The 12,827-nt window shown below is 62.7% G+C and carries 13 protein-coding genes; 11 read left to right on the forward strand and 2 right to left on the reverse strand.

Going from position 1 to position 12,827, the window contains the following annotated elements; all coding sequences use genetic code 11:
- Positions 1 to 147: 147 nt before the first annotated feature.
- The 3 genes from RIN56_15925 to RIN56_15935 all read left to right on the forward strand — a co-directional run bounded on the left by RIN56_15925 (position 148) and on the right by RIN56_15935 (position 3,369).
- Positions 148 to 1,431 carry a peptide MFS transporter gene (locus RIN56_15925; protein MDR7868286.1) on the forward strand — a complete coding sequence of 428 codons (1,284 nt, stop codon included), beginning with the start codon at positions 148 to 150 and terminating at the stop codon, positions 1,429 to 1,431.
- Between the two features lie 157 nt (positions 1,432 to 1,588).
- Positions 1,589 to 2,425, forward strand: coding sequence for a transketolase (locus RIN56_15930; protein MDR7868287.1), 837 nt, complete (start codon positions 1,589 to 1,591; stop codon positions 2,423 to 2,425).
- On the forward strand, positions 2,422 to 3,369 hold the full coding sequence (locus tag RIN56_15935) for a transketolase family protein (protein MDR7868288.1): 948 nt from the start codon (positions 2,422 to 2,424) through the stop codon (positions 3,367 to 3,369). Before RIN56_15930 ends, RIN56_15935 begins: the two co-directional genes overlap by 4 nt.
- A gap of 75 nt (positions 3,370 to 3,444) precedes the next feature.
- Here RIN56_15935 and RIN56_15940 read toward each other — a convergent pair whose 3' ends face one another.
- Entirely contained in the window at positions 3,445 to 3,672 is a 228-nt protein-coding gene (locus tag RIN56_15940) for a zinc ribbon domain-containing protein (protein ID MDR7868289.1), read from the reverse strand.
- Positions 3,673 to 3,851: 179 nt separating this feature from the next.
- Between RIN56_15940 and RIN56_15945 the strand changes: the two genes are divergently transcribed.
- The 6 genes from RIN56_15945 (at position 3,852) to RIN56_15970 (ending at position 8,845) form a co-directional block, all read left to right on the forward strand.
- Positions 3,852 to 4,439 (forward strand): 2-oxoacid:acceptor oxidoreductase family protein, encoded by a 588-nt coding sequence (locus RIN56_15945; GenBank protein ID MDR7868290.1) that lies wholly within the window; start codon positions 3,852 to 3,854, stop codon positions 4,437 to 4,439.
- Positions 4,432 to 4,740 (forward strand): 4Fe-4S binding protein, encoded by a 309-nt coding sequence (locus tag RIN56_15950; GenBank protein MDR7868291.1) that lies wholly within the window; start codon positions 4,432 to 4,434, stop codon positions 4,738 to 4,740. The genes RIN56_15945 and RIN56_15950 overlap by 8 nt, the downstream gene beginning before the upstream one ends.
- On the forward strand, positions 4,733 to 5,941 hold the full coding sequence (locus tag RIN56_15955; GenBank protein MDR7868292.1) for a hypothetical protein: 1,209 nt from the start codon (positions 4,733 to 4,735) through the stop codon (positions 5,939 to 5,941). The genes RIN56_15950 and RIN56_15955 overlap by 8 nt, the downstream gene beginning before the upstream one ends.
- Positions 5,938 to 6,822: a thiamine pyrophosphate-dependent enzyme gene (locus tag RIN56_15960; GenBank protein ID MDR7868293.1), complete on the forward strand. Its 885-nt coding sequence runs from the start codon at positions 5,938 to 5,940 to the stop codon at positions 6,820 to 6,822. Before RIN56_15955 ends, RIN56_15960 begins: the two co-directional genes overlap by 4 nt.
- A gap of 26 nt (positions 6,823 to 6,848) precedes the next feature.
- Entirely contained in the window at positions 6,849 to 8,285 is a 1,437-nt protein-coding gene (locus RIN56_15965) for a 4-hydroxyphenylacetate 3-hydroxylase family protein (GenBank protein ID MDR7868294.1), read from the forward strand.
- Between the two features lie 167 nt (positions 8,286 to 8,452).
- Positions 8,453 to 8,845 carry a hemerythrin family protein gene (locus tag RIN56_15970; GenBank protein ID MDR7868295.1) on the forward strand — a complete coding sequence of 131 codons (393 nt, stop codon included), beginning with the start codon at positions 8,453 to 8,455 and terminating at the stop codon, positions 8,843 to 8,845.
- A gap of 415 nt (positions 8,846 to 9,260) precedes the next feature.
- Here the strand turns inward: RIN56_15970 and RIN56_15975 are convergent, their stop codons facing one another.
- A complete protein-coding gene (locus RIN56_15975) occupies positions 9,261 to 9,842 on the reverse strand; it encodes a flavodoxin family protein (protein MDR7868296.1) in 582 nt (193 codons plus the stop codon).
- Between the two features lie 317 nt (positions 9,843 to 10,159).
- Here RIN56_15975 and panB point away from each other — a divergent pair, with 317 nt between their 5' ends.
- Positions 10,160 to 10,990 (forward strand): 3-methyl-2-oxobutanoate hydroxymethyltransferase, encoded by an 831-nt coding sequence (gene panB / locus RIN56_15980; protein ID MDR7868297.1) that lies wholly within the window; start codon positions 10,160 to 10,162, stop codon positions 10,988 to 10,990.
- Positions 10,991 to 11,024: 34 nt separating this feature from the next.
- On the forward strand, positions 11,025 to 12,707 hold the full coding sequence (ilvD, locus tag RIN56_15985; GenBank protein MDR7868298.1) for a dihydroxy-acid dehydratase: 1,683 nt from the start codon (positions 11,025 to 11,027) through the stop codon (positions 12,705 to 12,707).
- The last annotated feature ends 120 nt before the right edge of the window (positions 12,708 to 12,827 follow it).

Consider the following 12,827-nt stretch of genomic DNA (forward strand, 5'->3'; position numbering starts at 1 on the left):
CTTTTATTATCAGTATATCATACCGGTATATGGCAGGCATTTCCTGGGGGGAGGATTATGTAGGGGATTGTCGAAATAGAACCGAAAACCCTGCCGGGAGCGCTCTTTACGCCGGTCGGGGCGGCGATTACCGGGGGAGGCATGCCGATGCAAAGCCGGGACGGGGAGTTGTTCGGTCATCCCAAAGGGCTTTATGTGCTCTTTTTTACCGAGATGTGGGAGCGGTTCTCGTACTACGGGATGCGGGCCCTGCTGATTTTCTACATGACCAAGCATCTGCTGTTTTCCCAGGGCCAGGCGTCGCAGGTCTACGGCCTGTACACCGGCTTCGTTTATATGACGCCGTTTTTCGGCGGGATGCTGGCCGATCGGGTGTGGGGCCAGCGTAAGACGGTGATCGTCGGCGGCGTGCTGATGGCGATCGGCCACTTCCTGATGGCGTTCGAGAATCTTTTCTACCCGGCGCTGGTTTTCCTGGTGCTCGGCAACGGGGCGTTCAAGCCGAATATCTCGACCCAGGTGGGCAGCCTGTACCCGCCGGGGGACCCCCGGCGCGACCGGGCCTTCAATATTTTCTATGTCGGCATCAACCTGGGGGCGTTCCTGTCGCCGTTGGTCTGCGGGACGCTCGGCGAGGTGTACGGCTGGCACTGGGGCTTCGGCTTCGCCGGGGTGGGCATGATGATCGGCCTGCTCCTCTATATATGGGGACAGCGGTACCTGTCGCCGGAATGCGCTGTGCGCCGGCCTGCGGCCGACTGCCAGCCGGGTGGCGGCGCATTGACCGCCGACGAGAAAGGGCGGGTGTGGCTGCTGATCTTTATGTGCATGTTCAGCGCCGTTTTCTATATGGCGTACGAGCAGCAGGGCAACACGATGGCGCTGTGGGCCGACGAGGACACCGACCGCCGTATCTTCGGCTGGGAGATGCCGGCCACGTGGTTTCAGTCGTTCAACCCGCTGTTCATTTTCCTGCTGACGCCGCTGGTGACTTCGCTGTGGGCCTGGCAGGCCAGGCGCGGCCGCGAGCCGGACGCGATCGTGAAGATGGCTGTCGGCTGCATGCTGCTCGGCCTGTCGTTCCTGGTGCTGATGCCGGCGGCCGCGATGTACGACGTGGACGGTACACCGGTAAACATGCTGTGGACGATCGGCAGCATCCTCATCCTCACGGTCGGCGAGCTGTATCTGTCGCCGGTCGGCCTGTCGCTGTTCACGAAGCTGTCGCCGCCCCGCATGGTGTCGATGATGATGGGGGTATGGTTTATGTCGTCGTTCGCCGGCAACTTCCTGGCCGGCTATATCGGCACATTTTGGGACGTGCTGCCGAAAGACAAGTTTTTCCTGCTGCTGGCGGCGATCGCGTTCGCGGCCGGCGCAGGCATCCTGGCTTACCGGCGGCTGGCGGGCAGTGCGGCCCGCTGCGCGTAAAGCAGGCAGAAAAGGACTCCGGATGGGCCGGAGTCCTTTTTGCTGTCTTGCCGGAAGAAAAGTCTCCGGCGGGGCGGGGCGGCAGGAATACGCGGCCGGCGACGAGAAATGAATGGCACCGATGTAAAGCTATTATTATTGGGCGGGGGGCGGTTTTTTGAAAACCTATTGCATCGATTCGCTGGCCGCGGTCGGACGCGAGGTGCGGGCCGACATCGTCAGGATGACGGCGGCGGCGGGCTCGGGGCACCCGGGCGGCAGCCTGTCGGCGGTGGAGCTGCTGACGGCTCTTTATTTCAAGGTTATGCGCCATCGGCCGACGGAGCCGAAGTGGCCGGAGCGGGACCGGTTTATTTTGTCGAAGGGCCACGCCTGCCCGCTGCTGTATTCGGTGATGGCGCGTAGCGGGTACCTGCCGGCGGAGGAACTGACGACGCTGCGGAAGTTCGGCAGCTGCCTGCAGGGCCACCCGAGCTGCCTGGCGCTGCCGGCCCTGGAGGTGTCGAGCGGGTCGCTGGGGCAGGGGCTGTCGATCGCCAACGGCCTGGCGCTGACGGCGAAGATGAACGGTCAGGGCTTCAGGGTATACTGCCTGATGGGCGACGGCGAGCTGCAGGAGGGCCAGGTGTGGGAGGCGGTGATGTCGTCTGCCCACTATAAGCTGGACAACGTGTGCGCGCTGGTGGATTATAACGGCCTGCAGATCGACGGCGACGTGGAGAATGTGATGGGGCTGGCGCCGCTGGCCGAGAAGTGGCGGGCGTTCAACTGGCACGCGGTCGAGATCGACGGCCATGACTATGAGCAGGTGCTGGCGGCCTACGACGAGGCGGCGCGGACGAAGGGCAGGCCGACGGTCATCATTGCCAGGACGGTGAAGGGCAAGGGCGTTTCTTTCATGGAGAACGCCGCCGGCTGGCACGGCAAGGCGCCGAACGCCGACGAGCTGGCGCGGGCGCTGGACGACATCTACGGGAAGGGGCTGGGGCAATGAGCGACAAGATGCTGCCGACGAGGGACGGCTACGGCCACGGGCTGTTGGCGCTGGGGGCGGCCAACCCGGATGTGGTGGTGCTGGACGCCGATCTGGCGAAGTCGACCCGCTCGGACTGGTTCGCCGCCAAGTTCCCGCAACGGTTTTTCGATATGGGCATCGCCGAGCAGGATATGGTCGGCACGGCGGCCGGTATGGCGCTGGGCGGCAAGATACCGTTCGCGACGACGTACGGCGTTTTTCTGGCCGGGCGCGCGTGGGACCAGATCAGGACGACGGTGTGTTACGCCAATCTCAACGTGAAGATCGCCGGCAACCACGGCGGCATTTCGGTAGGGGCGGACGGGGCGACCCACCAGGCGCTGGAGGATATCGCCCTGATGCGGGTGCTGCCGAATATGAAGGTGATCGTGCCGTGCGACGCGGTGGAGGCGAAGAAGGCGACGATGGCCGCGGCGGCTGTGCTGGGGCCGTGTTTCCTGCGCTTTGCCCGCGAGGCGACGCCGGTTTTCACGGCCGAGGACGACGGGTTCGAGATCGGCAAGGCGGTGACGCTGCGCGATGGGACGGATGCGACGATCATTGCCTGCGGGCCGATCGTGTACGAGGCGCTGCTGGCCCGCGAGGCGCTGCAGGCGAAGGGCGTGAGCGTGCGGGTGATCAATATGCACACCGTCAAGCCGCTGGACGAGGATGCCGTGCTGAAGGCCGCCGCCGAGACGGGGGCGATCGTGACCGCCGAGGAGCATCAGATTTACGGCGGCCTGGGCGGCGCGGTGGCCGAGACGCTGGTCCGCCACAGGCCTGTGCCTGTCGCTATGGTGGGTGTCGCCGACACATTCGGCGAGTCGGGCACGCCGGAGGAGCTGGCGGTCCGCTACGGGCTGACGGCCAAGGATATCGTGGCCGCGGTGACCGAGGTGCTGGCGCGCAAGCGGGGCTAGGCAGGAAACAAGTTTATAAATATGAAGAGCCAGGTGCTGTACCTGGCTCTTGCTGTTTGGCTTTGACCGGTTCTGTCAGTGGCAGCCGCCGCAGCAGCCGCCGCAGGGGCCCTGCTGACCGGGCAGGGCGCAGGCCGGGGCGGCGCCTTTCGCCATCTGGGCCGGCGATGTGACGGACAGCTGTTTTTTCAGGGCGTTTTCTCCGCAGGCGGGGCAGGGTGCGCCGGCGTCCTGTGCGCCCATTTTCTGCAGCAGCTCGACTTTCTTGCCGCATTTTGTACAGGAATATTCGTAGATGGGCATGGGTTTTCTCTCCTATCTTGGTGGGGTGGTATGGGTATCGTCAGCTATAAAGATTCAATGCCGGGCATGATTATTCCTTTTGGCGGCGAGCGGGCGGATTTCCGGCCGTTTTTTGATTTGTCCGATTGACAGCGAAAACAACCTGGCGGTAAAATTTAAATGGAAACATTTTTCATATCGTGGAAATTGTCGTGGCTGAGGAAAGAGGGGAGAAGATGAAGGAGATAAGATGGCACGGCCGCGGCGGGCAGGGCGGCTTTACGGCCGCGCGACTGCTGGGGATGGCCGCATCGCTGGCCGAGGATTATTTCGTCCAGGCCTTCCCGTCGTTCGGGCCCGAGCGGCGGGGTGCGCCGGTGCTGGCGTTCACCCGCATCGATACAAAACCGATCCACGACCACAGCAAGGTGTACGGGTGCGATTACGTGGTGGTGCTGGACGAGAGCCTGCTGGAGGTCGTCGATGTGTTCGAGGGCCTGAAGCCGGGGGGCGAGGTGCTGATAAATTCCGCCCGCGACGCCGGCGCTTTCGCGGGCGAAGGCCGGCGGGTACATACCATCGACGCCACGGGAATCGCGCTGGCCGTACTGGGGCAGCCGGTGACGAGCACGCCGATGTTCGGGGCGTTTGTGGGCGCGACCGGGCTGGTGGCGCTGCCGGCGGCGCTGGCGGCGGTGGACGAGATGCTGCCTGCCGACAGCCGGGCGAAGAACCGCGAGGTTGTGGAGTGGGCGTATAACGAGCTCAGGAGGAAAATCCATGCCTAAACCGACTGTGAGCGCGTTTCAGTATCCGCGGACGGGGGAGGAGATGCCCCGCGGGCCGTATGCGAAGGCGGCGGTGCTTGTGGAGGCCAACGCCGGCTGGCGGGTGTTCCGCCCGGTGATTCAGACGGCTAAGTGCCGTAAGTGCCAGCAGTGCTGGCTGATCTGCCCCGACGGGGCGATCGACCGCACAGGCGATAATTATGCCGTCGATTACAACTTCTGCAAGGGCTGCGGCCTGTGCGCGGCCGAGTGCCCGGCAAAAGCGATCACGATGGTGAAGGAGGGCGTCAGGGGTGAGTAGCGAAACGCTCGCGGCGAAGCGCGCCTTCATGTCCGCCAACGACGCCGTGTCCTACGGCGTGCGGCTCTGCCGGCCCGAGGTCATTGCCGCCTATCCGATCACGCCGCAGACGTCGGTGGTGGAGAAGCTGTCGGAGTTTATCGCCGGCGGCGAGATGGATTGCCAGTTTATCAATGTGGAGAGCGAGCACAGCGCGATGGCGGCGGTGATGGGGGCGGCGATGATGGGCTGCCGGACGTTCACGGCGTCGTCGTCGCAGGGGCTGCTGTATATGTGCGAGATGCTGCATTATGTGAGCGGCAGCCGGTTCCCGATCGTGATGATGAACGCCAACCGCACGGTGGCGGCGCCGTGGAATATTTTCGGCGACCACCGCGATTCGCTGGCGATGCGTGACGCCGGTTGGCTGCAGGTGTATGTGGAGAACGGTCAGGAGGCGCTCGACACGGTGATCCAGGCTTATAAGGTGGCCGAGGACACAGCTGTGCAGACGCCGGTGATGGTGTGCCTGGACGGGTTTGTGCTGACCCATACGTACGAGGTGGTGAGCATTCCGGGGCAGCGGGAGGTGGACGCCTTCCTGCCGCGATATGCGCCCGGCGAGAATGTCCTCGATTTGGCCAACCCCCGCAGTTTGTGCATTTCCGTCGCCCCCGAGTGGCAGACGGAGTTCCGCTATCAGCAGCAGGAGGCGATGGCGGCGGCCAGGAAGGCGATCGCCATGGCCGACGGCGATTTCGCCGCCGCATTCGGCCGGCGCTGGGGCGGCATGATGGAGGAATACCGCTGCGAGGATGCCGAGTATGTGCTGATGGGTATGGGCAGTGTGATGGGGACGACGAGAATCGTCGTCGACAAGCTCAGAGCCGAGGGGCTGAAGGTCGGGCTGGTCAAGGTCCGCTACTTCCGGCCGTTCCCGAACGGGGAGATCGCCGCCTTGGGCAGGCGGGTGAAGGGCATCGGGGTGATCGACCGCGATGTGTCGTTCGGCAACGCGGGGGCGCTGTACACCGAGGCGAAGGCCGCGCTTTACAGCGCCGGGGGCGCCAATCCGCACACGGTGAATTTCATCGCCGGGCTTTCCGGCCGCGATATAACGAAGGAACACCTGGAGAAGATGTACCGCAAGGTGATCGCCCTGACGGAGGGCAAAGCCGAGCGGGAGATACAATTCGCGGGATTGAGGTGGGAAGAGTGGTGAAGGTGAAGGATTTGCCCGACAGCGAGCTGCTGTACGGCCACAAGGCTTGCCCGGGCTGCGCCGCCGGCACGATTGCCCGCCTCATCCTCAAGGTTACTGGCGAGCGGACCTTTCTCGCCTACCCGGCGAGCTGCCTGTCGACGGTGACGAGCATTTACCCGCAGATGGCGTTCGCGGTGCCGTCGTTCACGGCGCCTTTCCCGGCGACGGGGGCGGTGCTGTCGGGGATGGCGGCGGCGGTCAAAGCGAAGGGGCTGAAGGATGTGACTGTGCTGGGCATCGCCGGCGACGGGGGCACGGCCGATATCGGCCTGCAGGCGCTGTCGGGGGCGGTGGAGCGCGGCGACAAGATTTTTTACGTGTGCTACGACAACGAGGCGTATATGAACACCGGGGTGCAGCGCAGCAGCCTGACACCGTTCGGGGCGGCGACGACGACTTCGCCGGTGGCGGGGGCGTCGGTGGGCAAACGGGGCGTGAAGAAGAACCTGTTCGAGATCCTTATCGCCCACCGCATCCCGTACTGCGCGACCGCCAGCATCGCCCACACCACCGATTTCCTGAACAAGGTGGCGAAGGCGAAGAACACCGACGGCCCGTCGTTTATCCACGTGCTGGCGCCCTGCCCGACAGGCTGGGGCTTCCCGTCCGACCAGACGATGGCGGTCGGACGCCTGGCGGTGGAGACTGGGCTGTGGTACCTGGCGGAGTACGAGCAGGGCCGGGTAAAGATGAATGCCGTGCCGAAGAACTTCAAGCCGGTGGAGGAGTATCTGGGGCTGCAGAAGCGGTTCAAGCACCTCGGCCCGGCGGAGTGGAAGCTGATCGCCGGCCAGCGCGACCGCGAGTGGGCCGATATGCGTCAGAAGTGGGGATTTTGAAAGATTACGGGAGGGGTGAATGAATCATGATGACCAAGGAGCAGTATTTCGACAGCCTGCGCCGGCTCAAGCCGGTTATATATTGCAACGGCCGCAAGATCGCAAGCGTGGTCGACGACCCGATGACGCGGCCGCATGTGAACTCGGCGGGCAAGACGTACGAGCTGGCTTTCGACCCGCAGTATGAAGACCTGATGACGGCCACCTCCAATTTGACCGGTAAGAAGATCAACCGCTTTACCCACCTCCACCAGAGTACCGACGACCTTGTGAAGAAGGTGAAGATGCTGCGGATGATCGGCCAGCAGACAGGCACCTGTTTTCAGCGGTGCGTCGGGTTCGACGCCCTCAACGCCACCTTCATCGTCACCCACAAGGTCGACAAGGAGTGCGGCACCGATTATCACAAGCGGTTTGTCGAATACATGAAGTACGTCCAGGAGAACGACCTGATGGTCGCCGGGTCGATGACCGACCCCAAGGGCGACCGGAGCAAGAAGCCGGGTCAGCAGGCCGATCCCGACCTGTATGTGCATGTCGTCGAACGCCGCCCTGACGGCATCGTAATCCGCGGCGCCAAGGCCCACCAGACGGGGATGGTTAATTCGCACGAGATGCTGGTGCTGCCGACGACCAACCTGGGGGCGGGGGACAAGGATTACGCAGTGGCCTGCGCCCTGCCGGTGGACGCGCCGGGGGTAGTGCACATCTTCGGGCGCCAGACGAACGGCGAGCGCCGCCTGGAAGGGGATATCGACACCGGCAACGCGGAGTTCGCGATCGTCGGCGGCGAGACGCTGACGGTGCTCAATGACGTGTTCGTGCCGTGGGAGCGGGTGTTCATGTGCGGCGAGTACCAGTTCGCCCAGGAGTATGTGGAGACGTTCGCTTCGTATCACCGCCAGAATTACGGCGGCTGCAAGGTGGGGGTGGCGGACGTCATCATCGGCGCTACGGCGGCGATGGCCGACTACAACGGCACAACGGGCGCTTCGCATATCAAGGATAAGCTGATCGAGATGATCCACCAGGCGGAGACGATGTACAATTGCTCGATCGCCTGTTCGGCCGAGGGCCACAAGACGGAGGCGGGCAACTACTACGTCAACACGCTGCTGGCCAACACCGTCAAGCTGAATTGCACGCGAACGATGTACGAGATCTCGCGCCTGGCCCACGATATCGCCGGCGGCTTCATCGCCACGCTGCCGTACGAGGCCGACTACCGGGCGGCCGAGACGGGGCCGCTGATCGACAAGTACTTCACCGCCAACCCGGCGGTGCCGACCGAGCACCGGATAAGGATGGCGAGGCTGCTGGAGAACATGACCGGCGGTACGGCGCTGGCCGAAGCGATGCACGGCGCCGGCTCGCCCCAGGCGATGCGGGTGATGCTGTACCGCGAGGCCAACCTCGAACACAAGAAGAGCCTGGCAAGGAAGCTGGCGAAAATCAAACAATAACGGCATGAAGACCCGCTTTCCGGCGGGTCTTCGTTATGAAGGAGAAAGGATAATTATTATTTAGTGATATTATTTATAAATACATCGCTGTGCTGAAGGTGAGAGGTACGATCGTGTCGAAAAAGAATAAATAATAAAAATAAATGCGCGAACCGGGGGTGTTTCCGATGATCAAATGGCAAGACGCATACAACACCGGGGTGGAGAACCTCGACGCCCAGCACCGGCGGCTGTTCGAGATCGCAAACGAGGCTTACGGGCTGCTGAAGAACGATCTTAGGGTGGACAAGTACGACGATATCGTCGCTATTCTGACCGAGCTGCGCAATTACACCGTATACCACTTCAAAACCGAGGAAGAGTATATGATGAGCATCGGCTATAAGAAGTTCCTGTCCCACAAGGCCGAACACGCCGATTTCATCGCCAAGATCGACGAGGTGAACCTCGACAAGGTTGACGCCAACCAGGACGAGTACCTGCGGACGACGCTCGATTTCGTCTGCACCTGGATCACCGAGCATATCCTCGGGCGGGACAAGCAGTACGCGACGCCCTGATGCCGGCCCGCCGGGCGCGCGAAAAATATCGAATTTTTCTGAGATGACTGGATGGTGCCGCCGAAAGGTTGTATAATGTATACATACTCGGCCAGCCAACCAGAACGAGCTTCTCAGTGAGCCAGGAGGGACGACGCACCGCTAGCGATGCGCAAGAAGCCTGGCAACGGGATCTGTCCCCACCGGGATGCTTTCTCTAAACGGATGTCCGTCCATGATTTTATTATGGAGGTGCATTCGGATGAGCGGACAGGAAGTTCTGCTTTTCGCTGGGATTGCAGCCGGTTGGATTGCCGGGCTGTATTACCAGTCGTGCAAGCTGCTCAAAGAACAAAGGCAAGTTTAGGTACCAGGAAACGAAAAAAGCCGCCAGGCAAGGGCGGCTTTCTTTTTTTGTGGGAAAGCAGATGGCGTCTTATCGGCAACCGTGAAGTTTGTTCAACAGCCAGGCCATATTTTCGCCGAGGTTCTTCATGTTGGCGATGCCCTCGTCGTCCTGGGTCACTTCGCCGATGTTGCGGCCGTAGCCCATGTTCCAGTAGGTCGAGCCGACGAGATACATATCCTTGCTGTGGAGGAAGTGGGTGAGGGTGTCGAAGGCGCCGACCGCGCCGCCCCGCCGCGCGGCTACCACCGCGGCGCCGACCTTGTGCTTGAAGAGGCCTTTGTTGGCGGCCAGCACCATGCTGGCTCTGTCGATAAGGGCTTTGATCTGTGCGGTCGCGCCGGCGGCGTAGACAGGCGAACCGAGGATTATCCCCTCGGCGGCGATCATCCGGGCGAAGCAGTCGTTGAAGAAGTCGTCATCGATGGCGCAGCGGGCGTTTTTCTGCGCCAGGCAGGCGTAGCAGGCGGTGCAGCCTGGGAGGGGCTGGCCGGCGAGCTGGATAAGTTCGGTTTCGATGCCCTGGGCGTTCAGTTCGGCGAAAACTGTCTTGAGCAGGAGCGCCGTGTTGCCGTCCTTGCGGGGGCTGCCGTTGATGCCTACGACTTTCACCTTGTCTCATCTCCCGTTGTTCGCTTGTGACGGACTGCGGCAACGCGGCCGTCAATCCGTATCATTAATCTTTTCGCCTGCGGCGGGGAATATCCTTCACCCGGAGCGGAAGGGGGCAGGTTTTTGTGGGAGGGACGACGGCGGCGAGAAGGTATTCGGCCAGCAAGCACGAAAATTCCTTTGTATGGTAAGCCGTCGTTTTAGAACGCGGCCATGGCGGATACCGGCAGGCGCCGGGAGGTATGCTATGGCTGCGGGCGCCGGGGGAGGCCGGCGGGCGGCCGGGCCGTGAAGCGGGTATTAGGAGGAGATAAAGTATGACCAAGACGAAATTGACCGTTCCCCAGGTCCGGCAATTAAAAGAGCAAGGCAAGAAAGTCAAGATGATTGTCGCGTACGATTATCCCTTCGCGGCGCTTATCGACAGGTCGGACGCCGATATGATCCTCGTCGGCGATTCGCTGGGCATGGTGGTGCTGGGCTACGATACGACGGTGCCGGTCAACATGGAGGAGATAATTTATCACCTGCGGGCGGTAAGAAGGGCGGCCCCCAATACGATGGTCGTCGCCGATATGCCGTTCATGTCGTATATAAACGTGGATGAGGCGATCCGCAACGCCGGGCGCCTGATGAAGGAGGGGGCCGACTGCGTCAAGCTGGAAGGCGGCCTGCCGATGGTGGATAAGGTGAAGGGGATCGTCGACGCCGGCATCCCGGTTATGGCCCATATCGGCCTGACGCCGCAGACGGTATCGATGCTGGGCGGCTTCAAGGTGCAGGGCAAGGACGCCGCATCGGCCGAACGGATGCTGCTGGAGGCCCGTGAATTAGAGGGGGCAGGAGCGTTCGCGGTGCTGCTCGAGTGCGTACCCGCGCCGCTGGCCAGGCTGATAACATCCAAGCTGAGCGCGTCGACGATCGGTACCGGTGCGGGCGCCGGCGTGGACGGTCACTGTCTGAACGCGTACGACCTGACGGGGATTTTCGAGCGGTTCGTGCCCAAGTTCGTCAAGCAGTACGCCCAGGTCGGGCCGCAGATGCTCGACGCTTTCAACGCCTACTGCCGGGAGATCGACAGCGGGGAGTTTCCGGGGGAGAAACACTGTTTTACGATGAAGGAAGAAGATTTGAAGAGGTTGTATTGAAAGAAATTATGCGGCGGGTGCAAAGGAGACGGACGTGAAGAGTCATATTTCCACAAAAGGCCCGGAACGCGCCACCCACCGGGCAATATACTACTCGATGGGTTTCTTGCCTTCCGACCTTGATAAGCCGCTGGTGGCGGTGGTGAATTCGCAGAACGAGACGATGCCCGGCCACACCCACCTGGACGAGATCGCGGCCGCGGTGAAGGCGGGGATAACGGCCGCCGGCGGCACGCCGATCGAGTTCCCGGTCATTGGTGTGTGCGACGGCATTGCCCAGGGACATTTCGGGATGAAGTATCCGCTGGCCAGCCGCGAGCTTATCGCCGATTCGATCGAGGTGATGATGAACGCCCACGCTTACGACGCGATGGTGCTGATCACCAACTGCGACAAGATCACGCCGGCGATGCTGATGGCGGCGGCGCGCCTTAACGTGCCGGCGGTCATGATCAGCGGCGGGCCGATGCTGGCGGGGTTCCACTGCGGCCGTAAGGTGGGCTACACCGACTTGTTCGAGTCGGTGGGGCAGGTGGCGCAGGGCAAGATGAGCGAGGCGGAGCTGGCGGCGTTCGAGTGGGAGTCGTTCCACGGGGCGGGAGCCTGCGCGCTGATGGGCACGGCCAACACGATGAATATGCTGGCCGAGGCTTTAGGCATGACGCTGCCCGGCTCGGGCACCGTTCCGGCGGTGAGCGGCAAGCGGCGCGCGCTGGCGAAGCTGACCGGGATGAAGATTATGGAGCTTTACAAGCAGAATATCCGGCCGCGGGACATCATGACGATGAAGGCGTTCGAGAATGCCATCGCCGTCGATATGGCGATCGGCGGCTCGACGAATACCGCGCTTCATCTGCCGGCCATCGCCAACTCCGCGGGGCTGACGGTCGGCCGCGAGGAATTCGAGCGGATCGCGGCCAGGACGCCGCATATCGTGAAGGTGAAGCCGGCCGGCGAGCATTTCCCCGAGGATGTGTACAACGCCGGCGGGGTGGAAGCGGTGCTGAAGCACCTGCTCGATAACCGCCTCGTCAACGGCGACGCGCTGACGGTGACCGGGGCCACGGTGGGGGAGAACCTCAAGGAGACGGCGGTCAAGGACGCGAGCGTCATCCGCCCGGTTGGCGATCCCTACCAGGCGACCGGCGGCATCGCGTTCCTCGCCGGCAATATCGCCCCCGAGGGGGCAGTGTGCAAGAAGGCGGCAGTGGCGCCGGAGATGCTGAAACACCGTGGGCCGGCCCGGGTCTTCGACCAGGAGGAGGAAGCGGTTAAGGCTATTTACGGCGGAAAGATCAAGCCGGGGGATGTTGTCATTGTCCGCTACGAGGGCCCGCGCGGCGGGCCGGGGATGCGGGAGATGCTGACGCCGACGTCGGCGATCGTCGGCATGGGGCTGGGCAGTTCGGTAGCGCTGATTACCGACGGGCGTTTTTCGGGGGCGACTTCGGGGGCGGCGATCGGCCACGTTTCCCCGGAGGCGGCGGCCGGAGGCCCGCTGGCTCTCGTCGAGGACGGGGACATGATCGATATCGATATCCTCGCCGGCAAGCTGAACGCGCTGGTGGACGAGGCCGAGCTGGCCCGCCGGCGGGATAGGCTGGCGCCGTTCGTGAGCGACGTCCCCGCGGGCAGCTACCTGGAGCGGTACGCGTGTCTGGTGACGTCGGCGATGGGTGGCGCGGTGTTTAGAAATATGAGCTGCGAGCGAAAGTGAGGAGGCAATCAAAATGGCGAAAAAAAGTATTCTCGACTTCCAGAGCATGGTGAGCAAGGGTGAAAAAATCGTTTACCTGACCGCCTACGACTACCTTACGGCCAAGATGCAGGAAAAGGC

Source organism: Sporomusaceae bacterium (assembly GCA_031460455.1).
GTDB lineage: Bacteria > Bacillota > Negativicutes > Sporomusales > UBA7701 > Anaeroselena.